Here is a 23,259-nt window from a genome sequence, read left to right as displayed (position 1 = left end):
TCCAGCCCAGTCAAGAGCGGCGCGCACCGGCTGACTAAAGTCGAGCCCACGACAACCCATACAAGGAGACAGACCGTGGTCGACCAAGCCGTATCCGAATTCTGGCAAAACATCCCGGCGATTGCCAATCCGTTCAAGCCCGATGCGCTCCCCGAAGCCTACATCCCGAACGCGGCCACCGACGACGAGCGCTATTACGTTCCGTTTACCGAAACGGTGTCGTCGCGGCCGCTGTGGATCTCGCCGTCGCAGAACAAATGGTGCGACATCCTGATGGCGAAGGAAGCCGGGCTCGTGAACCGGCACTATCACCCGCACGAGGTGTTCGCGTACACGCTGTCCGGGAAATGGGGCTACCTGGAGCACGAATGGACCGCGACGCGCGGCGATTTCGTCTACGAGACGCCGGGCGAAGGCCACACGCTCGTCGCATTCGATCACCCCGAGCCGATGCGCGCGTTCTTCATCGTCAAGGGCCCGCTGATCTGGCTCGACGAAGAAGGCAATCCCGACGGCTACTTCGACGTGCATTCGTACATCGCGATGTGCAAGGCGCACTACGAGAAGGTCGGCCTCGGCGCGCAAGCGATCGAGAAACTGTTCCGCTGACGCGCGGCGAGGCTCACGATGACATCCCCTTCCTCTTCCGGACCTGCCTGGACGTACGAGAACAGGCTGCTGCTGATCCTGTTCATGACGTTCGGCTTTGTGTTCTTCGACCGCCTCGCGCTGTCGTTCTTGTTCCCGTTCATGTCGGCCGAGCTGCACCTGACGAACACGCAGCTCGGCATGGTGTCGTCCGCGCTCGCGCTCACGTGGGCGCTGTCGGGTGCTGCGACCGGCGCGTGGTCCGACGCGCGCGGCACGCGCAAGCCGCTGCTGATCGCGGCCGTGCTCGGCTTTTCCGTGTGCTCGGCGCTGTCGGGCCTCGTCGGCGGCTTCGCGAGCCTGATCGCGTTTCGCGCGCTGATGGGTATCGCCGAAGGCCCCGTGCTGCCGCTGTCGCAATCGCTGATGGTCGCGAGTTCGACGCCGAGCCGACGCGGGCTGAACATGGGCCTGCTGCAGGGCTCGGCCGCTGGCCTGCTCGGCGCGATGATCGGCCCGCCGGTCGTGATCGGCATCGCCACCGCATACGGCTGGCGCGAGGCGTTCTACGTGTCGTGCGTTCCGGGCTTCCTGATCGCGTTCGGCATCTGGCGCTGGGTGCGCGAAATGCCGCCCGGCGGCGCGCGCCACGCGCAGGCCGATACCACCGCGGTACCGGCCGCACGCGGCGCCGACGTCAGCCGCTGGGCATTGCTGAAGGAACGCAACATCCTGCTCTGCGTGCTGATCAGCTGCTTCTTCCTCACGTGGTTCGTCGTGATCATCTCGTTCGCGCCGGTGTTCCTCGTGGAAAGCCGCCACCTGTCGCCGTCCGGCATGGGCGTCGTGATGACCTGCCTCGGCGCCGCGTGGGTGTTCTGGGGCTTCGCCGTGCCGGCGATCTCCGACCGGATCGGCCGCAAGCCGACGATGATCGCGTTCGCGCTGATCGCAGCCGTGTGCCCGGTCGTGCTGATCCATGTCGGCCCGGTGTGGGCGCTCGGCGCGCTCGTGTTCGTCACGTACACGGGGCTGGGCTGCTTCACGCTGTTCATGGCGACGATCCCGGCCGAAACGGTGCCGCCGCGCGCGATCGCGAGCGCACTGGGGCTGATCATGGGCGCTGGCGAGCTGATCGGCGGCTTCGTCGCGCCGACCGTCGCCGGCTTCGCGGCGGACAGGTATGGCCTGCAGTTCGCGATGTGGACGTCGACCATCGGCGCGATCCTCGCGTGCGTGCTGTCGTTCGGCCTCGTCGAAACCGCGCCGGCCGTGCTGCGCAAGCGCGCGCTGGCAGGCGCCACCGCCGGCCGCCTCGACACGCAGAACCTCGGAGGACGCTGACATGCGCGCACTTCAATGGCATGGCGCGCGCGACGTCCGTCTCGTCGAAATCGACACGCCGCGCATCGGGCCAGGCGACGTGCGCATCGCGGTCGCGTATTGCGGCATCTGCGGCAGCGACCTGCACGAATACGCGGACGGCCCGCACGCGATTCCGGTCGACGCGCCGCATCCGCTGTCGCGCCGCACCGCGCCGCTGACGCTCGGCCACGAGTTCTGCGGCACCGTCGTCGAAGTCGGCGAACGCGTGACGACGCTGCGCACCGGCGACCGCGTCGCGGTCGAGCCCGAGTATCGCTGCAGCCAGTGCGCGTACTGCCGCTCGGGGTCGTACAACCTGTGCGTGTCGATGGGCTTCGCCGGGCTGATGGGCGACGGCGGGATGGCCGACTTCGCGGTCGTGCCGGCCTACATGCTGCATCGCCTGCCCGACGGCGTGAGTCTCGAACAGGCCGCGGTGATGGAGCCGGCCGCCGTCGCGCTGCACGCGCTGCGGCGCGCCGAACTGCGGCTCGGCGACACCTGCGCGGTGTTCGGGCTCGGGCCGATCGGCCTGCTGCTGATCATGCTCGCGAAGCTGCAGGGCGCGACGACGATCGTCGCCGTCGACGTGTCGCTGGAACGGCTCGCGGCCGCCACGCGCTTCGGGGCGACGCATGCGTTCGACGCGCGCGGGCTCGATGTGTCCGCGTTGCAGGACGCGATTCGCGCGGCCACGGGCGGGCTCGGCGTCGATACGAGCTTCGAGGCGGCCGGATTGCAGGTCACGTTCGAATCCGCGATGCAGGCGCTGCGCAAGGGCGGCCGCGTCGTGATGGTCGGCCTGATGCCGCACGCGGGTTTCGACGCGTTCCGCGCGGTCAACGACGAGCTGACCTTCACCGCGAGCGTCGGCTATCGGCATGCGTACGAAGACCTGCTGCGCATCGTCGCGTCGGGCGCGCTCGACCTCACGTCGATCGTCACGCGCACCGTGTCGCTCGAAGACGCCGTCACCGACGGCTTCGACGCGCTGCTCGCCGACCGCGCGCAGATCAAGATCCTCGTTTCACCCGCGCAGCGGCCGGCCCGCCGCGCATCCACCCTCGGGAGTGTCGAGCATGAGTCGTCAGTGGACGTTTGAAGGGCAGTCCGTCGTCGTGACGGGCGGCACGTCGGGGATCGGCGCGCGCACCGCGCTGCGGTTCGCGCAGGCCGGCGCATCGGTCGTCGCCCTCGGGCTCGATGCGGCCGGCCCGCATGCGCCAGTGCATGCCGGCGTCCGGTGCGTGGAGCTCGACGTGGCCGACGGCGCGGCACTGACGCGCACGATCGCCGCGCTGCCGCGGCTCGACGTGCTCGTCAACGGCGTCGGCATCAGCCGCCACGCGGACGAATACCGGATGGACCAGTTCGAGCGCGTGCTGAACGTGAACCTGACGTCGGTGATGCGAGCATCAGACGCCGCGCTGCCCGCGCTGGCGGCCCACGGCGGCAGCATCGTCAATATCGCGTCGATGTACACGTACTTCGGCAGCAGGGACCGGCCCGCGTACAGCGCGAGCAAGGGCGGTATCGCGCAGCTCACGCGTTCGCTCGCGCAGGCGTGGGCCGATCACGGCATTCGCGTGAACGCGGTCGCGCCGGGCTGGATCGACACGCCGCTCAGCAGCGGGCTGATGGCCGACACGCAGGCGTCGCGACGGATCCTCGAGCGCACGCCGCTCGGGCGCTGGGGCACGGCCGACGAAGTCGCGGAAGTGATCCTGTTCCTGTGCTCGCCCGGCGCGTCGTTCGTCACCGGCGCGATCGTGCCGGTGGACGGCGGGTATTCGACGGTGTAGCACACGACGCTTGACGCATCGGCGCGACCCGCCGATGCCCGTTGCACATCGCGATTCCCTTCGATTGTCGCTGAACCGGGTTCACCCGGTTCGGTTTATTCGTATCAATCAGTAGTCCCATTAAAAAATATCCGACCCGATCGGAAACATGTGAGGAGCACTTTGGAGATGACGAAAAAGACCCTTCTGGCGCTCGTGGCCTGCACGCTTCCGGCCGCGGCATTCGCTCAGAGCAGCGTGACGATGTTCGGGCTGATGGATGCCGGCATCAGCTACGTCAGCAATCAAGACGGCCACGGCGCCGCGAAATTCGGCGACAACATCTTCTTTCCGAACCTGCTCGGCTTCGAAGGCAAGGAGGATCTCGGCGCGGGCACGCGCGCGATCTTCCGGCTCGTCAACCAGTATTCGCTCGGCAACGGCTCGATCATCGGCGGCGGGCTGTTCGCGCGCACGGCCTATGTCGGGTTGCAGAACGACCGGTACGGCACGCTGACGCTCGGCAACCAGTACGAGTTCATGGTCGATTCGCTCGCCGCCGGCGGCAACGAGATCGCGCAGGATCTCGTCGGCCTGTACGGCTTTCGCAACGGGCCGTTCGACCGGCTCGCGCTACCGAACAACCCGACCGGCGCGTTCGACTGGGACCGCGTCGCCGGCAGCAATCGCGTCGCGAATTCGGTCAAGTACACGAGCCCGTCGCTGTCGGGCCTAACCATCGGCGCGCTGTACGGCTTCGGCAACGTCGCGGGATCGATCGGCGCGAACAACACAGTCAGCGTCGGCGCAAGCTACGACAACGGCCCGTTCGGCGCGGGCGCCGCCTATACGAATCAGAAATACGGCGCGGCCGGCGGGATGCCCGCCACCAGCGTGCGCAACTGGGGCGCCGGCATGCACTACACGGTCGGCACGGTCACGGGGAAGGCGCTCTTCACGACCGTGCGCAATGCGCGGAACGGCGCGCTCGCGTGGTCGGCGGAAGCTGGCGCCGCATGGCATCCGTCGCCGGCCTGGGTGATCGGGGCGAGCTACACGTACATGAAGGGCAACGACACGCTCGACAATGCCCATGCGCACCAGTTGCTCGCCGCCGTCCAGTATTGGCTGTCGAAGCGCACGATGGTGTACGTCGCGGGCGTGCATCAGCGCGCGAGCCGCGGCAGGCACGCGCAGATCAACGGCGTGATGGACGCGGACGGCGCGGCGAGCGGCGCGTTGCAGTCGATCGCGCGGGTGGGGATCAGTGCGCGGTTCTGATGGGCGGATCATTCCGCCGGCGCACGCGCGGCGCCGGCGAGCGTACGGCGTAACCGGCGCCGGCATCGCAGCGGCGTCGCAACCGGACGGGCCCGTCTCGCATCGTCACGCCGTTTCCTTTTTCGATTCAATGGCCGGCATCGGCAACACGGTCTGCAACCTGCCCCGGCGGCGTAATCGCGTGTAATTGATTCGAGAACATCGCCGACCTAGCCTTGGGTTCGAACGGAAATTGCCGTCGCCCCCACTTCCATCCTCGATGCAGCAAACCGTTCGCTTCGCATTGCGACGCCGGACAGCACGGCGAGCGCACTGCGTCGGACCGCATCCGGCGTCTTGCCCCACCGACCCTTGAACGAGCGGAGAAGCGCATGAAAAACCTTGGCAGTTGCGTGGCGGTCGCGATGATCAGCTGCTGCGCCGGTTTCAGTCAGCCCGCGGCGGCAAAGCCGTGCACGGCATTCGACCAGTGGTTTACTTCCGCCGGCATCACCGAGCCAAATTATCTCGATCCGCAGTTCCAGGATCCGAACGATCCCAAGAACGAGAATTGCAACTTCCACCGCTTCTCCTGGCACGCGTTCCTTTGGCTCACCGACACGCTGAACGGCGCGCCGCGCTTCGACAGCCTGTATTCCGATGCAGCCATCGATCCTAGCGTGGCGCTGCCCACCGAGCACGTGCTGGACGGCGTGCAGCAGGCCGATTCGCTCGGCATCGTGATCGACCGGAATGGCCGCGCGGTTTACACGAACATGTACATCAATCCGATCTATCGCGATTTCTCGATCGCCAACAAGCTGTACACGCGTGCCGGCATGCAGAACGCGCGACCCACGCTCGAATTCACCACCGGCGCGCTGTCGCTGAAGGCGGCGTGGAAAATCGTCGGCGCGAATGAAGACACGAGCCGCTTCTACACGACCACCGCGAGAATTCAGTTGCTGGCGAAGACGGGCAATGCGGTCGGCATCCCGCCGCAACCCAGCACCGCCACCGTGAAGGTCGCGCTGGTCGGGTTTCATATCGCGTGGGTCGTCAAGGGTCATCCGGAGGCGATCTGGTCGACGTTCGAGCACGTCGACAACGCGCCGGACTTCCAGCCCAACCAGCGCCCGTCGCAACCCGTTTCCGACAAGTCGTTCACGTTCTACCAGGCGGGCACCAAGGCGTCGGATTGCAACGTCAACAATGCGTCGCGGGTGACGATCGACGAGAAGACGCAGATCCTGGCGCCGGTCACGCAGGTGTGCCGGCAATACCAGTATGGCGGGGCCGACAGCACGAACCAGGCCAACATCACGGAGCTCAACGGCGACATCCTGGCCCGCCTGGTGAAGAACAACTCCATCTGGCAGTACTACAGGGAAGTGGGCGCGGTCTGGATCAAGGATCCCGACGAGCCGTTCCACCCGGACTGGAGCCCGAATTTCGACTCCAAGGCCATCCGCGGCACGCCGAAACTGTCCAACTCGGTCATCGAGACCTTCACGCAGAACCAGGTTTCGAAGCATCAATGCTTCAGCTGTCACAACACGATGGCCGTCACCGACACGAACGACCTGACGCTGACGCTGCCGGGCAAGGACATCAGCACGAGCCACATCCTGTTGCGCAAGTACATGAACAACCCACAGATCCGGCGATAGCGTCGCCCCGGTTTCGCTGCCATCCATCCGTGCAGGACGGCGACCGCCTGCGCGACCGCCATCGAGATTCCAGAGGCCCGTCATGACAAACACGAAGTTACGCATCCATCCCGCTATCGGCTTCGCGCGTGTCGGTAGCAGCGAGGAGTACTACATTGCGCCGGAGACCTCGGCCGGCCTGCCTCTCGACGGGCAGGCCCTCACCGGCGGCCTGCCGATCAAGCCGGGCACGGAAAGCACGCCGATCACGAGCAGCGACCTGCGCGACGCCGCGGGGCGCCTCAAGCGGCAAGCCGCGCGCTTCAGGATCTATCAGTACGACGACGCGGCGCTCACACGTTACCCGACCGGGACAGGCGCCGAAGTCGTGATCGGTTCGTCGGTGGATGGCAAGGTCGTGAAGGACATCGTGTGGACCGTGCACCTCGCCAACAAGAAGGCCAACTGCTGGATCATGGAGGCGACGCCGGCGGGACTGGCCGCGTACGAGAACGGCCAGCATCCGCCGATCCGCAACGCGAGCTTTGCATCGACGTCCGATCCGTCGAACCAGACACGGCTGCAAAAGCTGATCATCGATGCCGGGCCGCGCGCGATCAAGGCGTCCTCGCGCAGCACCGTCCCATTCGACAAGAACACGCGAGCCAGTTACGGCTCGGCCACCGGCGATATCGTCGACGTGCCGCGCTATCCGGTCGCGTTTCCCGCGTCGAACGTCGCGAACCTGCCGCCCGGCACGGGCAGCCATCCGATCACCACGCTGGGCGCGCTGACCACGGAATCGAACGGGCGGCTGCTCGTGCTGGGCGCATATGGCTTCGCGTGTGGATTCGACGCCAACGGCCGCGCCAACGCCGACGCTCCGCTGGTGCACGACGTCGACAACGACAACTGGCTCGACGATACCGGCGATGGCCCCGTCACGGCGATCCTCGTGTTCAACGACGGTACCGCCCGCGCCGTCGACAGCGGCGCATGGGTGGTCTCGACCGACCCGTCGTACGCGCCTCAGACGAGAAATATCGTGACGCTGTGGGACGAGATCCTGGCCACGTGGATCGAGACATTCGGGCTGCGACCCGACATCCACGACAAAGGCGTTTACCGGGAGGATTTCCGGCCGTCGTTCGACGAATACATCTTCCCGATCCTGCGGGCCGCGTCGTTGCAGATGTGGAATACCAATTTGCCGGCCACGGCGATGAAGAGCCACGACAATATCGACAAGCTGACGGCCGCCAGGCCGCCGTTCAACATCATGTCGTTCATTCGGGATCCGGATCCGCGGTCGCCAGCGGCAGCGGTCGGCTCGCCGCTGATGCCGCTCGCGCTCGGCGACAATCAAGCGAGCTTCCTGACGCTGACCCGGGCCCAGTACTTCTTCGTCCGGCAATGGGCGAACGGCCTGTCCGAGCAAGCGTCGCCGGTATCGTACGGCCCGGGCGAGGCGCTCGACCGGAACGTGCTGTCGAACTGCCTCGGCGGGCGGTTCAGCCCCGGCATCGATCTGACGTTCATCGTCCGCGACCCCAACCTGTACAACCCGAACTGGCAGACCAGCCGCACGGGTGGCCCGGCGGTCGGCCCGTTCCGCATCAACATGCGCCCGCTCGACTACACGACCGTCAGCGCGAACCAGCCGTTCCTCGGCGTCGGCTATTTCCCGCTGCGCGGCAACCCGGTCGAGCCAGGCGATCTGTGCAAATTCATGGCGATTCCGTGGCACACGGACTACAACTCCTGCTCGACCCACTTGCCCACACCCAATCCGGGCGGCGAAATCGATCCGGATGGCAGCAACGTGTATAGCGGCGTGAACACGACCCTGTACTGGTCGTGGCCCGCGCAGCGACCAGTGGCCGTCTACACCTACGACGACCTGGTCGCGAACCACGGCGCGCTGCCCGTGCAGCGTTACTCGGTACGCGGCGAAGGCACGGCCGCCATTCAGCAGGATTCGAGCAAGACCTTCAATTCGCCGGCCATGAACGTCGGGCGCTATCAGAATCGCGTCGACATCCTGCTCGACTGGGACAAGATCGGCTTCGTGATACAGGGCGTAGCGATAGACGAGTACGACGGCAAGTATCCGCCGAACTACTACCTCGAAGTGCAGAGCCTCTTCAAGAAGGACTACAGCAACCTCGTGCAGCCATGGCCCAACACCGTGACCGACCCGCTCCTGCCGCCCGATAACAGCTGAGGTCGCACGATGCTCGCCGAACGGATCGTGCAGACGCCGTCCATCGAACGCCCGGCCGCACCGGCACCCGACCGGGCCCGCTACCGGGTCGCGGTGATCGGCGGCGGGCCGGCGGGCAGCAGTTGCGCGCTGGCATTGGCAAGGGCCGGCATCGCCGACATTCTGCTCGTCGAGGCCGGTTCCTATGCCGACGCGCGGATCGGCGAAAGCATTCCGCCGGAGAGCCGGATTCTGTTCCGCCGCCTCGGCATCGACGCCGCCTTCGTCGCGCAAGCGCACGAGCCTTGCTACGGCAGCTGCTCGTACTGGGGCAGCGACAAACGCGGCTATAACGACTCCGTGCTGAGCCCGCACGGGCATGGCTGGCATCTCGACCGGCGCAGGTTCGACGCATTCCTCGCCTCGCAGGCGCGCGCCGCCGGGGCGGAATTGCTGACCGGCCATACGTTGCTGGCATCCGCGCCGCATGCCGCGTCCGGGCATACATTGAGCCTGGGACGGGCGACCCATGTCGCGTCGCGCGTTCAGGCGGATTTCGTCGTGGATGCCAGCGGCGCGCGCGCGGCATTCGCCCGGCAACGCGGCGCGACACGGCTCGACGCGAATCCGCTGATCTGCATCGCGGCAAGGCTTGCGCGGCCGGACACCGGCGCGCCTGCTTCGATGCTCACACACCTCGAAGCGGTAGAGCATGGCTGGTGGTACCTCGCATCGGTGCCCGGCAGGATGGTCGTCGTTATGTTCGCCACGCATGCGCCGGCAGTCCGGACGATGCGGCTGCATCGGGCGGAGTCATGGCGTCGCATGCTTCAGGCCGCGCGGCGCACATGGCAGCTCGTGTGCGACCTGGGCCTCGATCTGTCCGATCTGCGCGTGAAGTCGTATCCAGCGCCGTCGCATCACCTCGATCGACTGTACGGCGACAACTGGCTGGCGATCGGGGACGCCGCCTCGGCCTACGATCCGATCACGGCACAAGGCATCGTCAAATCGATCTCGAACGGCATCGCCGCAGCGGAAACCATCCGGAAGCACATGGATGGCGATCCGCATGCACTGGAAGCGTTCGCGCGGATGGTCGACGCGCAATACCGGCGCTACCTGCAGATGCGGCATCACTTCTACGGCCTCGAGCAGCGCTGGCCGGCAGCGGATTTCTGGCGGCAGTGCACCGAGGCGTCGAGCCTTGCCTGAACGCCTTGCGCGACACGGTTGCTGTCCAGCACCGACACCATCGCACACCGCATGCGTCGTCACACGCACGCTGTAACCGCGTGTAATCGCTTCGCAATCCGATTCTTCCTACGCTGTCGTTACGCCTGCGAGGTCCGCGTTCTTCCCGAACGCGGTCTCGCAGGACGAGTGAGGTGCAAGCGCCCCGGGCATCGTCGCGCGGCGGCGTGTTTCGCCAACGATCAAGCGTGAAAGGAACTGCCATGTCCCAGATCTTGAGTACCTACAACATCGTCGACGTCCTGACCGCGTTCGACGTCGAAAAAATCCTCGGCTATCAAAAGCCGGGCAAGCAGCTCAGCCAGGATCCGACCAGACCGACTCCGTTGCCGTCCAACGGCTACGACGAGGTCTACATGATCACCACGGACAGGAACGTCATTTCCGGCCAGGCCGGCAGCAACTTGAGCATGCGCGTCGAGGTCAACGACATCGTCCGGTGGCGCACCGTCTCGCTGACCGACGTCGCGGACTACCAGTGCTTCATCCACACGTTCAAGTTCCTCTCGGTCACCTCCCCGAACGACCCGCCGCTGTCTCAGCCGACGTTCGAACATACCTACCCGAGCGAACCCGATCCGGCACCGGGCTGGCCGAACAACGGCGTGAAGGAACGACCCGGCTCGGACTTCTACTGGCAAGCCACGGCGCGCAGCCAGGGCTCGGCCACCTATACGTTCGTCGTGGCGATGTATCAGCGCAACGGCGAGCTGGTGGGCTACTTCCAGTGGGACCCGTCCATCACGATCCGCAACTGAACGCGCACGGGCGCCCCGCATGTCGGGAAGGGCCGCGCCGGCTTCATGCGCCCGGCGGTCCGTACTGCATCGGCGCCGCTGGCCGAAGCATCGTTTTTTCAACGCCGTACAATCGAAAAGGAGCTGTCATGCCTGAAATTCTGAGCACCTACAACATCATCGACGTCCTGACCGCGTTCGATGTCGAGGAAATCCTGAACAGGAACGCCAACTCGCTCAGCAAGCGTCCGGATGCGCCGACCCCTCTCGGCCAGAATCCCGACACCGTCTACATGATCACCACGCTGGCGAATGCGGCGTACGGCTACGGCCAGGGCCCGTTGCAGGGCGTCGACCAGGGCGAGGCGGGCAGCAATTTGCGGATCAAGGCCAGCGTCAACGACGTGATCCGCTGGCGCACCGTGTCGTTGACCGACACGGCGGACTACAAGTGCTTCCTGTATCGCTTCACTGCGATCGGTCCCAATCGGCTTGGGCAGGTTTCGTACCTCACCGCCAACGTCACCGAGCCTTATCCCGCGCCGGGCTGGCCCGACAACAACCGCGTGAACGAAGAGCCGCGCGCGGACTACTACGCGCAAGCCACCGTGCTCAGCCCCGGCACCGAGACCTATACGTTCGTCGTCGCGATTTACGACCGGCACGCGCAGTTGAAGGGCTATGTCACCTGGGATCCGTACATCACCATCACCGACAGGTGAACTCGAGCCGGCGCCTTGGACGCAACCCGGAACAAGGCGCCGGACCATGCCCGGCGGACGACCTCGGCTCATTCTCCGCTTTCCCGTTGGCGGTTCCATCCCGCAGCCGGCCACGGGCGGACCCGAGGCCAGGTCATGGAAACCGCAGCGCCGGATTAAGCTCCGCTTCGTCACACCGCCGCGCGGGCGACGCATACGGCGAGATCGTCGCGGTCGTGCGTATCGGCGATCGCGATAGTCAGTTCGGACTCCCTTTCAATGTCGATACCGGCCGCGTCGAGCGCACTCCGGAGCGCCGCGTCGTCAGCGTGCGGCGGACCGGCCTCGAGCTTGTCGAGAAACGTCGGCGAATGCCAGGCGAGGGCGATCGCCCGGATGACGGTCGCGCGGTCGTCTGCTCTGCTGAATGTCGGTTTGAACGGCTTACGGCAACGACTGCAACGTCGCCTCGGCGAGCCTCGCGATCCGGCCCATGCCCGCCGTCGTTGCAATTTCGGCTGCGCGCCGGCACGCATCGAGCGCGGCCACGCCGCCGCAGCGCGGATCGGCCCGGCGCAAGAACTCGGCCTGCTTGAGCAACAGCTGGGCTTCGTAATACCGTTCGCCGCTCGATTCGCACCAGGCGAGACACTGTCCGACCTGCGCGAGCGCCGCGCCGTAGTCGCCGCGTTCGGCATCCAGCTCGGCAAGCAACGACGCGTAGTAGGTCATGCCGAGCAGGCCGCCCGACTGCCGCTGCGCATCGAGGTGCGCGACGACGCCCGCGCGATCGCGTTGCGCCCACGCATGAATGATCGCGGCGTAATGCCCGACTGCCCGCAGCCGGTGCTCGTCCGCGAGGCGGAGAATCGCTTCCGACACCGCTCGCGCCGCGTCGCGGTCTCCGGCGAGCTGATGCGTGCGCGCGAGGTATAGCATCGTGACGCCGAGCGTCGGCAGATGATCGAGACAGGTCGCGCAATAGACGGCTTCGCGCGCCATCGCGAACGACGGCTGCGGATCGTCGTCCATGCACCAGCGCACGCTGGCGAGCGACGCCATCGCCCACGCGCGCGTATCGAGCGCCAGGACGCGCCGGTGCCCCGCGTCGCGTCGCACGTCGTAGCCAGCCAGCACCGCGTCGAACGCGGCACGGGCGCGCGCATAGTCGCCGTCGATCCACAGGCTCATACCGCGCATCGCGTCCGCCGCGACCTGCACGCCCGCATCGCCGCGCTCGGTCGCCAGCGTGTCGAGCCGCTTGCCGATCCGGCGCACGGTCGGACGGTCGCCGGCGACGTGGTAGTACGTCGACAGCGTCCACAGCGCGCTGATCTCAAGTTCGGGATCGTCGAGCGTCTGCGTCTGCCGCAGCAACTGCTCCGCATGCTCGCGCACCCGCGGGTCGGCCCAGCCGAATCGCGCCATCGTCGCGTGCGTCAACGTGGCGCGGATGCGCGCACTGTCGTGCTCGCGCCGCGCGTGATCGGCAGTAGCGAGCCAGTCGGACACGGCCTGCCCGTAGCGGATCGCGTCGTCGTATCGCGAACGCTCGAGCGCGCGATGCGCCGCATCGATGCCGTGCGCGATCGCGTCCGCGTACGCGCCTGCGCGCGCGAAGTGCGCGGCGACGCCGAACGCATGCGCACCGGCACCGCGATCGGCCTGCGCGAGCAGCGCACGGCCGACGCGCGCATGATTGCCGCGCCGTACGGCAGGCGGCATCGATTCGTACGCGGCGTCGCGAATCAGCGCATGGCGGAACGCATAGAACACGCGGTCGCGCCGATGCTGCGCGTACACGATCCGCTCTTCGAGCAGCAGCCGCAGATGTGCGTCGAGCGTGGCGCGATCGTGCGGCGACGCGTCGGCGAGCAATTGCGCATCCACTTCGAGCCCGATGGTCGCGGCCAACTGCGCGGTGTCGCGCGCGTCGTCGATCCGGTCGAAGGCCAGGCCGAGCATGCCGCCGAGACCGAGCGGCAGCGGGTACGGGTCCGTTGCCGCTGGCTCGGCAATCGGACCGTCCGCGCCGCTCACCGTCAGTTCGCGGGCGACGGCCTCGATGAACAGCGGGATGCCCGCGGTGCGATCGGCGAGTCGGTCGAGCCACGCCGGATCGAACGCGCCCGGGCCCAGATGCGCCGACATCAGGCGCTGCGCGTCGTCGCGCGGCAGGCGGCGCAGCACCAGGCGGTCGGTCGCGCCGCGCCAGCGCGCGAGCTTGTCGGGGCGCGACGTGAGCACGATGCACAGTGCCGCCGCGCGCGGCGAGTGCTGCAGATACGCGAGAAAATCCTCGGTCGAGCGATCGAGCCACTGAACGTCCTCGATCACGAGCAGCACCGGCGCGCCGTTGCCGAGCGACACGATCAGTTGCTCGAGGACGTCGAACAGCGCGTGCTGTTCGCGCGCGCTCGACCACAGGAGCCCGTTCGCATCGCAGGGCAGCCCGAGCCAGGCCGCGAGCGCGACACGCGCCGCCGCATGGTCGCAATCGAGCGGTGCGATCATCGCGTCGATCGCCGCGAGCGCGGCGCCGGGCGCGTGGTCGGCGTCGACGTGCCAGTGCGAGGCGATGAATCTCAGGACCGGAAACAACGCATGATTCTCGCGTTCGGGCAGGCACCCGCAATGCGCAAAGGCATGGCCGCGCGTCCGCACGGCCTCGCACAGTTCGTGCACGAGCCGCGACTTGCCGAAGCCCACATCACCGACGACGAGCCGCGGCACGCCGCGCGGCAGCGGCTCGCCACGCATCGCGCGACGATGCCGCTCGTGCGCGTCCTGCCACGCGCGCAACAGCACGTCGAATTCGCGCGCGCGGCCGACCATGGGCGTCCGCCTGCCCGCGTCGAGCGAATCGAACGGCGTATCGGCGTGCCGCTCGCCGAGCAATTCATGAACCGGCTGCGACACGAGGCCCGCGCGCGGCAGCCGCAACGCGGTCGGACGCGAATCGGCATGCCGTTCTAGCACGAGCCGCGCATCGTCGCTGATCAGGATCTGTCCGGGCCTGGCCAGCCGCAGCAGCCGCGACGCCGCGGCCGGCGTCGACGCGCCCGACATGTGCGACGCATGCGCGAGCATCTGCCCGACGTGAATCGCGGCGGCCACTTCGACTCGCCAGCCTTCTTCCGCGCCGCCGGCACTGCCGCCGGCGGCCGACGGCACCGGCAGCCGCGCACGCTCGGCGACGCGCACCATGTCGAGCGCCGCCCGCGCCGCGCGACGCGCGGGCCGGTCGATGTCCCCTTGCAGGCCGAAATGGAACAGCAGCGTGTCGCCGAGCCGTCCACCCGCGTGCGCGCCGTAACCGATCGCGATATCGGCGCACTTCGTCAGCCACTGCGCCTCGTAGCCGTCGAGCGCCATCCCCTGCTCGGTTCCGGCACGACGTTGGCGGCCCTCTCCGGCGATCGTCACGCAGCAGCACAGCGTGGTGATCTGCCGGTACTCGCCCCCCTCCGCGATCGTCTCGCCGCGCGGCCCAAGCGGGCGCGCACGTGCGCGGCGGCCGGTGCGACCGGTGTCGAACCGGCCGACGAGCGCGGCGAAGTTGAGCGCACGAAACTGCGCCGCGAGCGCGTCGGCCGACGCGGCGCGCTGCCGAGGATTCTTGTTCAGCGCATGCCGCAGGACCGCGCCGAGCGGCAGCGCGGCGATCGGCGGTGGAAGCGCGACATCCACGGGGCTCAGCTGCTGATGGAGGATCTCGGCCACGCTCGCGCCCTGCATGACGACCTCGCCGGTCAGGCATTCGAGCACGATCAGGCCCCACGCATACAGGTCGCTGGCGGGCGTCGGCGGCTCGTTGCGCAATTGCTCGGGCGCACAGTAGGGCGGCGAGCCGAGCACCTCGGTCGCGAGCGTCGCGGTCCGACGCGTGATGTCTTCGGTACCGGGCAGCAACGCGCCGATGCCGAAATCGAGCAGCTTCGCGTGCGGCCCGTCGTCGGCCATCGCGATCACGACGTTCTGCGGCTTCAGATCGCGATGCACGATGCCGCGCCGATGGGCGGCCGCGAGCGCGTCGAGCACTTCCGTCATCAGCCGCCCGGTGTCGATGGCCGACAGCGGCCCGTCCGCGGCGAGCCGGTCGCGCAGCGTCCGGCCCTCGACCAGTTCGAATACCGCGAACAGCCGCCCGTCGGGCGCCTGCCCCTGGTCCAGCAGCGCCACGATGTTCGGGTGCCGCAGCGCCTCGCACAGGCTCGTCTCGCGCCGGAAGCGCGCACGCCGGCGCATGCGCTCCGGCGCGATCAGCGCGGCGTCGTCGCGCATCAGCTTGATCGCGACCGCGAGCCCCGTCTCGTCGCAGGTCGCCCGAAACACCACGCCGTTGCCGCCTTCGCCGAGCAGCGCGCCAAGCCGGTAATGCCATCTGCCGGCGAGCGTCGCGAAAGGCGCCGCATGCCTCGGCGGTTCAGATGCATCCGGCCGGGCGGGCGCGCGGGACACGATCGGCAACACGGCCGGTCCTCCGGCGTTCACGGACAATGGACGGCCGGGCCCGGCACCGCGCGCGGCGCGCCGGGACGCGGCCCGCCGCTCGGCACCCACTCGCATTCGAGATGCTCGCCGCGCACGATCCGGAACGGAACATCGCCGAAGCGGACGCTGCCGCGCCGACGCTCGACGAGCTGGCTCGCGCCCAGCCCCGGCAGCGCCGCGAACTGGCTCCGGGCGCGATGAATCTGCACGTTGACGTGGGATGTGTCGATGCCGAGCATGCGCGCGAGCCGGTCGAGCTCGATCCATCCCTGCGTGGCGGCGTCGTGGCCGGCCTGCCTGTCGGCCGAGCGCGCGCGGGCGAGCGTGACGAGGCTGTAGTGATGGGCGCGCTCGCCGAGGTCGACCACGCCGCCGCGGACATGCAGCAGCATGCGCACGTGCTCCTCGTTCCGGCTGACGAAGAATTCGAGCAGTTGCGCCGGCGCGGCCGGATCGACGTGGGCGGCGAGCGTCACCGTCGAGCCTTGGCGCGCGAGGGCGAGGCGCCATGCGAAGTCGCCGGTCGACACTTCGTCACCGTCATGGAGCGCGCGCGGCGGCAGCGTGTCGTCGCACAGCCATTCGCCGGCCGGCGATCGGACGATCGTGACCGGCTGCGCGGCAGGGGCCGGCAGGATCTGGCGCGGCGCGAGCACGATTGGTTCCACGGCGCCACGGATCGGCCACAGCGTATCGGCCGGATCGTCGAGCGATTCGACGCGCCAGGGCGCGATGCCGGCCCGGCCGAAGCGGATCACGTCGCCTTGCCGCAGCACCGCATGCTCGCCGTCGCGCAACGATACGCCCGATACCGACGTGCCGTTGCTGCTGTGATCGTGGAGTTCCCAGAGCCCGCCGACCCAGCGGACATGGGCATGGACGCGGGACACCGAGCCGTCCCGGATGACCGTGTCGCAGCGCGCGTCGTCGCGGCCGAACACGTGATACGCGCGGAGCAGGCATGCTTCTCCGGAAGCGTCGTTCTTGAGTATCGCCATGGCCGCCCCGTGTCGGATTCGCCCGGATCGTTCGAGTGCCGCATCGACGTTGCCGGACAAGCGATTGATTCAATGATCGCGAACGGTCGCACGTTCGCCGCCTCGTTACCTGTTTTTCTGATCAGCTGTCTTGCAAGGGGTCGCCCCGGCATCGCACGTTATTTCAGCAAATTGAACTGTCGATCGCTTTGTTGTTTTAAAATCGGGCGCCCGATGAAATCCTGCCAAATAAAATCATGCCCCGCAACCGGAATACACGGATAACGACTTCATATTGCAATCCTTTACGTTTCCGATAAATTTCCGGGTTACCAATAAGGGGTCGAAATTATTCATCGTCTCGCAAATCGCCGCCAGACACACATCCGACCGGTATGGCGACATTGAATGACAGAGCGGGATTAATGACCTTTGCCAACACGGAAATTTTGTTTGCCCGAGCGAAAATAAAATCACGCCGTTTCGATTGTTTAAATAATTTTCCCTGGCGTTTTTATAATCGATGCCGTTTAACCCGTCCGTAAATCAAGCCGCGCCGCTCATGCCTTTCGGGATAGCCGGCTAACGTGGGTATGTCGGCGCGACGATGCACATGGGGTAGTCGATCGAACGGCCGCGACACCGGATACAGCCCCGCACCCCGCCGGTCGCCGTATCGATTCGCCCGGCCCCCCCCAAAAAAACCGTTCGGTTTAAAATGTTTGCAAATCATCTCATGGTGTGATGGGCATGGGCAGACCCAAAAAATTCAGTCGAGAAGGCGTGTTGCAAAAGGTCCTCCCGCTCTTTTGGAAGTACGGCTTCGCCGGCACGTCGCTCCAGCAGCTGGAACGGGCGTCGGGCGTCAACAAGTCCGGGCTCTATGCGGAGTTCGGGGACAAGGAAGACTTGTTCATGCATACCCTCCTCTACTACTACGAACATCGCGGGGCGCTGCAGATCCTTACCGCGGAGCCGAAAAGTTACGGCAACATCGAGCGCTTCCTGCGGCTGGGCGATGCGCAAGACGACGGCTGCGTAGGTTGTTTCTCCGTCAATTCGCTGCGTGAATTCCCGTCGTTGTCCGACCGCGTGCGCGAAGTCGTCGGCGCGTATCACCATCGGCTGATCCCGCAGATCATCGAAAATATCGAGGCCGAGCCTCATCACCTGCCTGCCGCGACCATCGCCACGATCGTGACGGTGTTCTTTGCCGGCTATTGCATCGAGCGCAATTTGCCCGCCGAGGCCGAAGGCGACGCCGTCGGCGCATTCATGCAAGCGCTACGCCTCCTCTGACGCTCGTCCGCGGTCGGCCCGCTTCGCGATAGACCAATCGTTTTGAACCGATTGGTTTTTTTAATTGGCCCCACCTCGCCCGCTTGATCATACTGAACCGATCGGTTCAATAAAGTACCGATCTACAGCGGAGAGCAGCCATGAGCTTGAAGATTCACCCGATCAACTTCGGCAACATGTCGCTCGATTCGAGCGGCCTCGTCCTGTTTCGCGAACCCGGCAAGCAGGTGACGATACCGGTGCTCGGGTTTCTGATCACGGGTGGCGCGCATCCCGTGCTCGTCGATACGGGTTCGCGCAGCGTCGAGCAGTACGCTGAATTCGGTCTGCCCTACGAAGTCACGCCAGAGATGACGATCGAGTATCACCTCGCTCAACACGGCCTGAAGATGAGCGACATCCGTCACATCGTCCATACGCACGCACATATCGATCACGTCGGGATGACCGACCGATTTCCCATGACGACAACAGTCGGTATCTCGCGTCGCGAGCTGGAATTCGCGGCATCCGGGATCATGGGCCCGCTGATGTACACCGCGGCCGATACGAAGCATCTGATCGACCGCCTGCATACGCGCGGCGCAATCCGGCTGTTCGACGTGGACGGCACGTTCGAGGAAGAGGTCATTCCTGGCGTCGCGGTCCGTCTCTCCGGTGGCCATACGCCGGGTTCGCTGTCGGTGCTCGTCGAAACCGACGAAGGCATTGCCAACATCTGCGGCGACATCGCCTACAACCTGAAGGATCAGTTGATCGACCCGATCCTCGACCAGGCCGCGCACGAACCCACCATTACCGCGAACCGCGCGATGTCGACGCTCGACGAGAAGCGCGCGATCAAGCGCGCGCTTGCAACGAGCCGCTTCCTGCTGCCAAGCCACGACGTGCCCGCGCTGGTGAGCGGCGGGAAGGTGGTCGGCCTGATGGAAAACGCCATCTCGAACCCGCGGGCCGACGTCACGAAGGCGTCGAATTACACGCCATTGACGCAGGGTTGAACCCAGATGCCCGGCCTTCTGCGTCGAACGCTCGGACTGTTGATTGTCGCCGCGGGCGCATTCCACGCCGCGGCCGCGCTGGTTCTGCACACGCTCGGCAGCTAGTCGGTTGATCGGTGCGTGCCCGTCTCGTCTGCGGCGCCGCGTGCTTCTCAAGCCTCGAAAGGACTCTCTCATGACTACGCCCTTTTCCGCGCGGACGGCGCGCGCACTCCACACCCTCAGCCTCGCGTACTTCGTACAGGCGACGGGCGCGCTCTCCGTCGTCGGCAGCCTCGACTCGATATCGCGTCAATGGGGGCTCGCCGATTCGCAAAGCGTTTACCTCGTTACCGTGTTCGGTGTGACGTTCGCTTTCGCCGCTCCGCTGCTGCAAGTCGGTTTTGGACATCTGCGACGCCGTCGCCAGGTTTTGCTCGGCTTGGCGCTGTTCAGTACGGCTGCCCTCCTGCTGGCGGCCGCGCCGAATTATCCCGTGCTGCTGCTGTCGCGCGTGCTGATGGGGCTCGGCGCGGGTTTCATCGGCCCCGTGCTCGGCGCCTTGGGTTCGAGCCTCGTCGAGCGCGACCAGCAGGGCAGCGCGATTGCCACCGTGCTGCTCGGCTTGAGCGTCGCCGGCCTGGTCGGCATGCCGCTGTCCGCATGGATCGCGCACGCATGGGGCGCACGATCGCTCTTCGTCGCCATCGGGCTCGCCGGCGCCGTGACCGCCGCGCTCATCGTATGGGCCGTACCCGACACGAGCAGGGGCGAGAACATCGAATTCGCGACGATGGTCTCTCTTCTGACGCGCACCGCTACGCTCAGTGCATTTCTGGTCGTGTTCTTCATCGCGGCCGGCGTCTATTCGACGTACGCTTTTATCGCACCCATCATTCGCGACGTATTCCACGCAGGCGCCGACATGGTGTCGACTTCGCTCGTGGTGCTCGGCGTAGCCGGCGTCGCGGGCAACCTGTTCGTGACGCGCGCCGCGCGGCGCCATAGCGCGGAAACGATGCTGCTCGCCGGCCTCGCCCTGCTTGCAGTGGACCTGGTGTTTCTCTGGTTCACGCCCCCGAGCCTGCACCTGCTTTTTGTCGCACTGACGGCGTGGGCGTTCGCGACCGACCTGCTGTGGCCTTCACAGCAACGGCGCATCGTCGAACTCGTACCGCAATGGCGGGGCATTGCGTTGGCCTTGACCGCATCCTTCGTGTTTTGCGGCATCGGCGTCGGCTCCGCCGTCGCGGGGTGGGTGTATCCCGCGTTCGGTTTGACAGGGTCGATCGGCAGTTCACTGGCGTTTCTCGCGCTGGCGACCGGCAGCCTGCTCGTGTCCCGTGCGTCGGTCAACGCGAAGACCTGCGCGGCCGGGTGTCGGGAATCGCTTCAATCATGACGCGATCGAGACAAGCACCGGCCCGCGGATACGCGAGCAGGCCATCGGAATGAACGGCGTCCTGACCGCACTCGTCGCGCCCGTACTCGCGCTGCTCGTTCGATGATCGACGTCGCGCACGCGACGTCCGGCCTCGATCGAACGAACGAAAAATAACGGCGGCCGGAAATCGATCCGGCCGCCGGCTTGTTCCAGAATGATTTCGGTTCGCCTAGATCAGTTTCTCGAGCAGCACGACATCGAGCGTCGCCTTGCCCGCGAGTTCGCGCGCCAGGTTCTGGAACGCCGGTGCTTCGCCGTGGACCTTCAGCGCACGTTCGTCCCGCCATCGCTCGATCATCGTAAAGCGATGAGCCGCCTCGCGGTCGCGATGCAGCTCATACTGCTCGCACCCATCCTCGGTCCGGACGGCCGGTACGGCCGCCAACAACGCCGCTTCCACCGCCTTCGCGTGTTGCGGATCCGCGGTAATCGTGGCAACGACAAACTGCTTTGACATTTTCATTCTCCATCGTAAAGGGATCTTTCGAGCATCTGCTTTCGTTTGACACGCCAGTACGACGACACGATCGGACGGATCGGTTCGTCCGCATGGCGCCCCGTCGCTCATTCAGTCTTCCAACTGCTTCGCGAGCGTCAATGCACACAGCGCCCGACGGGCGCTGTGTGGCGTTCCGGAACGACACCGGGCATTGGCCGTCAGTCGAGCCGACGCCCGACACGTTCAGTCGACTGCCGGAAAGTCCAGCGTAGTGTCGTTCACGCGGTTCACCAGGTTGGTGAAGGTGATCGATGTCATGACCAGGATGATCTCGATGACCTGCCGCTCGGTATACCCCGCGTCCAGCACCGCCTCCAGCACGCCCTGGGGCACGGTATCGCGCGTCGTCGCGATCGATCGCACGAACGAGAGCAGCGCATCACGCCGGGCCTCCCCCGACGCGCGACCGGCGCGGATATTCTTCATCACCTCCGGCGTGAGACCCGACATCCTGCCGAGCATCGTATGAGCGGCCAGGCAATAGTCGCAACCGGACAGCGCGCTTACCGCAAGGCGCACCGTTTCAATGTCGGCCTGATCCAGAGAACTTGCCGCGATCGCCGCATCGACGTTCAACATGGCCGAAAGACCGGCCGGGCTGTGCGTGCCGATGGTCGCGTAGGCGTTCGGGACCTTCCCAAGTGCGGCCTTGATCTGACCGAACACAGCTGCGGTTTCGCCGGTAGCTTCCGACGGCTTCAGGGTAGTCAAGCGTGTCATATATCTCTCAACGAGTTGGATAACGAAGTACCGACCGGAAACGGCCGGCAGGATAGCGACGATGACGAGTCGGAGCCCGCGCCCCTGGTTTTACTGCCGGATAACCGCGCCAAATGCCGAATAGGTCGGGTCACGCAACGCGCACGACAATTATCGACATCGAAAACCCACGACCCGATTTAATCGCAGCAGTTGTCATCATAAAAATTCGCTGCTTGAATTTGAATGCGATTTACCGAAAAACTGACTTTGCTCGTCAACATCGGGGCCGGCCCGTTTCGCCTGCAGATCATTCATTTTCAGGCACGTCATGAACGTGTCGGCGCGATATCGACCCACCAATTACCCGGCAAAAAGGACGTTATTTCGGCGCGACGAACACACCCGTTTTCCATGCATGGCGCCATGCAACATTCAAAATCGGAACTCGGCCTGCGAGCCGCCGCGAACACCGAGCGACGCGCGAACGCATCGGTACGCGCGCGTCGGCCTCCGGTGAAGGCAATCAACGGCCCGGTTCACCCGGTACCACATTGTTGACGACGGACGTCACGCCCGCGACCCGCGCGGCGCTATCGCCGGCAAGCTGGACTTGTTCGCTGTCGGGCACGTATCCGGTCAGGGTCACGGCTCCCCGGCGAGCGAGCACCCGCACGTTGATTGCATTCAATCCTTTCGTTTTCGACAGCGCCCATACGATTTTCCGCGACAGCGCGCGATCGGCCGCGTGTTGCGCCTTCTTTTCACTCTTCGTCACTTCTTTCTGGCTGACGACCTGCTCCGGCGGCGGAGCGGTATTCTGCTCCGCCGCATGGGCTGAAATACCGAAGGCCAAATAGCTGACATACAGCATCGACGCGATCGTTTTCTTCATCACACTCTCCTTAACCAACGTGAACGTAAAGTTATCAAGGGATAAAACCCGAGTGAATGGTAGGAAGACAATGGGCCGACCTCAATGGCCTCTCCCTGAAAACAGCTTTCAACGCGCGTTCTTCGCCTTCCCGCACCGATGCTCGCAAGCCACCTATACCTGCGCATAGGTGCATTGACTATTTTCGACTAGCTCGAATACACGGCGAGACGATTTTCCGGGCAACTCCGAAACGCCAAACTGGCTGCATGTGTTGCCCGATGACCCGAAAGGCGCCTGAACGACGCTCGAACGTGGGCGATCTGCCAGCGGGAACCCGGTTGCCGTGGACTATCGCGACTGGACGTTAACGAAACCTGGGGACCAGACAGCGTCCCGAATTGGAGCCGAGAAGCTGATGAATACTCCGTTGCGCGTCGTTCTCCATTCACCTC

The 23,259-nt window shown here is 65.8% G+C and carries 19 protein-coding genes; 14 read left to right on the top strand and 5 right to left on the bottom strand.

Going from position 1 to position 23,259, the window contains the following annotated elements; translation table 11 throughout:
* Positions 1 to 75 precede the first annotated feature (75 nt).
* The 10 genes from CFB52_RS28825 to CFB52_RS28780 all read left to right on the top strand — a co-directional run bounded on the left by CFB52_RS28825 (position 76) and on the right by CFB52_RS28780 (position 11,559).
* Positions 76 to 609, top strand: coding sequence for a 2,4'-dihydroxyacetophenone dioxygenase family protein (locus CFB52_RS28825; protein WP_059581331.1), 534 nt, complete (start codon positions 76 to 78; stop codon positions 607 to 609).
* Between the two features lie 18 nt (positions 610 to 627).
* Entirely contained in the window at positions 628 to 1,932 is a 1,305-nt protein-coding gene (locus CFB52_RS28820) for an MFS transporter (protein WP_099318143.1), read from the top strand.
* Between the two features lies 1 nt (position 1,933).
* The gene (locus CFB52_RS28815) at positions 1,934 to 3,055 is read left to right on the top strand and encodes a 2,3-butanediol dehydrogenase (protein WP_099318142.1); all 1,122 of its coding nucleotides are present in this window, start codon (positions 1,934 to 1,936) and stop codon (positions 3,053 to 3,055) included.
* A complete protein-coding gene (locus tag CFB52_RS28810) occupies positions 3,033 to 3,755 on the top strand; it encodes an SDR family NAD(P)-dependent oxidoreductase (protein WP_059581339.1) in 723 nt (240 codons plus the stop codon). Before CFB52_RS28815 ends, CFB52_RS28810 begins: the two co-directional genes overlap by 23 nt.
* A gap of 168 nt (positions 3,756 to 3,923) precedes the next feature.
* Positions 3,924 to 5,015: a porin gene (locus CFB52_RS28805; protein WP_099318140.1), complete on the top strand. Its 1,092-nt coding sequence runs from the start codon at positions 3,924 to 3,926 to the stop codon at positions 5,013 to 5,015.
* A gap of 371 nt (positions 5,016 to 5,386) precedes the next feature.
* Positions 5,387 to 6,664: a hypothetical protein gene (locus CFB52_RS28800; RefSeq protein ID WP_124659251.1), complete on the top strand. Its 1,278-nt coding sequence runs from the start codon at positions 5,387 to 5,389 to the stop codon at positions 6,662 to 6,664.
* A gap of 82 nt (positions 6,665 to 6,746) precedes the next feature.
* Entirely contained in the window at positions 6,747 to 8,867 is a 2,121-nt protein-coding gene (locus CFB52_RS28795; RefSeq protein WP_099318139.1) for a LodA/GoxA family CTQ-dependent oxidase, read from the top strand.
* 9 nt (positions 8,868 to 8,876) lie between these two features.
* Positions 8,877 to 10,061 (top strand): NAD(P)/FAD-dependent oxidoreductase, encoded by a 1,185-nt coding sequence (locus CFB52_RS28790; protein WP_099318137.1) that lies wholly within the window; start codon positions 8,877 to 8,879, stop codon positions 10,059 to 10,061.
* 242 nt (positions 10,062 to 10,303) lie between these two features.
* Entirely contained in the window at positions 10,304 to 10,858 is a 555-nt protein-coding gene (locus CFB52_RS28785; RefSeq protein ID WP_059581350.1) for an AidA/PixA family protein, read from the top strand.
* Between the two features lie 128 nt (positions 10,859 to 10,986).
* Positions 10,987 to 11,559 carry an AidA/PixA family protein gene (locus CFB52_RS28780; protein WP_059581353.1) on the top strand — a complete coding sequence of 191 codons (573 nt, stop codon included), beginning with the start codon at positions 10,987 to 10,989 and terminating at the stop codon, positions 11,557 to 11,559.
* Between the two features lie 423 nt (positions 11,560 to 11,982).
* On the opposite strand, the gene CFB52_RS28770 is transcribed toward CFB52_RS28780, so the two are convergent.
* Both CFB52_RS28770 and CFB52_RS28765 read right to left on the bottom strand, forming a co-directional pair.
* On the bottom strand, positions 11,983 to 16,032 hold the full coding sequence (locus CFB52_RS28770) for a TOMM system kinase/cyclase fusion protein (RefSeq protein WP_099318220.1): 4,050 nt from the start codon (positions 16,030 to 16,032) through the stop codon (positions 11,983 to 11,985).
* On the bottom strand, positions 16,029 to 17,030 hold the full coding sequence (locus CFB52_RS28765; protein ID WP_099318135.1) for an FHA domain-containing protein: 1,002 nt from the start codon (positions 17,028 to 17,030) through the stop codon (positions 16,029 to 16,031). The genes CFB52_RS28770 and CFB52_RS28765 overlap by 4 nt, the downstream gene beginning before the upstream one ends.
* A gap of 729 nt (positions 17,031 to 17,759) precedes the next feature.
* On the opposite strand from CFB52_RS28765, the gene CFB52_RS28760 reads away from it, so the two are divergent.
* From CFB52_RS28760 to CFB52_RS28750, 3 genes are all read left to right on the top strand, one after another.
* Complete coding sequence (locus CFB52_RS28760) at positions 17,760 to 18,308, top strand: TetR/AcrR family transcriptional regulator (RefSeq protein ID WP_099318133.1); 549 nt, start codon at positions 17,760 to 17,762, stop codon at positions 18,306 to 18,308.
* 140 nt (positions 18,309 to 18,448) lie between these two features.
* Positions 18,449 to 19,309 carry an N-acyl homoserine lactonase family protein gene (locus CFB52_RS28755; RefSeq protein ID WP_059581364.1) on the top strand — a complete coding sequence of 287 codons (861 nt, stop codon included), beginning with the start codon at positions 18,449 to 18,451 and terminating at the stop codon, positions 19,307 to 19,309.
* A 145-nt stretch (positions 19,310 to 19,454) separates the two neighbouring features.
* Positions 19,455 to 20,690, top strand: a complete 1,236-nt coding sequence (locus CFB52_RS28750) for an MFS transporter (RefSeq protein WP_257220701.1) — start codon at positions 19,455 to 19,457, stop codon at positions 20,688 to 20,690.
* A gap of 211 nt (positions 20,691 to 20,901) precedes the next feature.
* Here the strand turns inward: CFB52_RS28750 and CFB52_RS28745 are convergent, their stop codons facing one another.
* Positions 20,902 to 21,189, bottom strand: a complete 288-nt coding sequence (locus tag CFB52_RS28745) for a putative quinol monooxygenase (RefSeq protein WP_060317923.1) — start codon at positions 21,187 to 21,189, stop codon at positions 20,902 to 20,904.
* A 225-nt stretch (positions 21,190 to 21,414) separates the two neighbouring features.
* Complete coding sequence (locus tag CFB52_RS28740) at positions 21,415 to 21,951, bottom strand: carboxymuconolactone decarboxylase family protein (protein ID WP_059581370.1); 537 nt, start codon at positions 21,949 to 21,951, stop codon at positions 21,415 to 21,417.
* 225 nt (positions 21,952 to 22,176) lie between these two features.
* Here CFB52_RS28740 and CFB52_RS34440 point away from each other — a divergent pair, with 225 nt between their 5' ends.
* Positions 22,177 to 22,491: a hypothetical protein gene (locus CFB52_RS34440; protein ID WP_144029772.1), complete on the top strand. Its 315-nt coding sequence runs from the start codon at positions 22,177 to 22,179 to the stop codon at positions 22,489 to 22,491.
* Here the strand turns inward: CFB52_RS34440 and CFB52_RS28735 are convergent.
* Positions 22,457 to 22,825 (bottom strand): BON domain-containing protein, encoded by a 369-nt coding sequence (locus CFB52_RS28735; RefSeq protein ID WP_099318129.1) that lies wholly within the window; start codon positions 22,823 to 22,825, stop codon positions 22,457 to 22,459. The two genes, CFB52_RS34440 and CFB52_RS28735, sit on opposite strands and share 35 nt — an antisense overlap.
* Positions 22,826 to 23,259: the final 434 nt, after the last annotated feature.

This window comes from Burkholderia sp. AU18528, from assembly GCF_002223215.2.
GTDB classification, from domain to species: Bacteria; Pseudomonadota; Gammaproteobacteria; order Burkholderiales; family Burkholderiaceae; genus Burkholderia; species Burkholderia semiarida.
The sequence above is the reverse complement of the archived record's forward strand: the minus strand, read 5'-3'. Positions and strand labels throughout refer to the sequence as shown.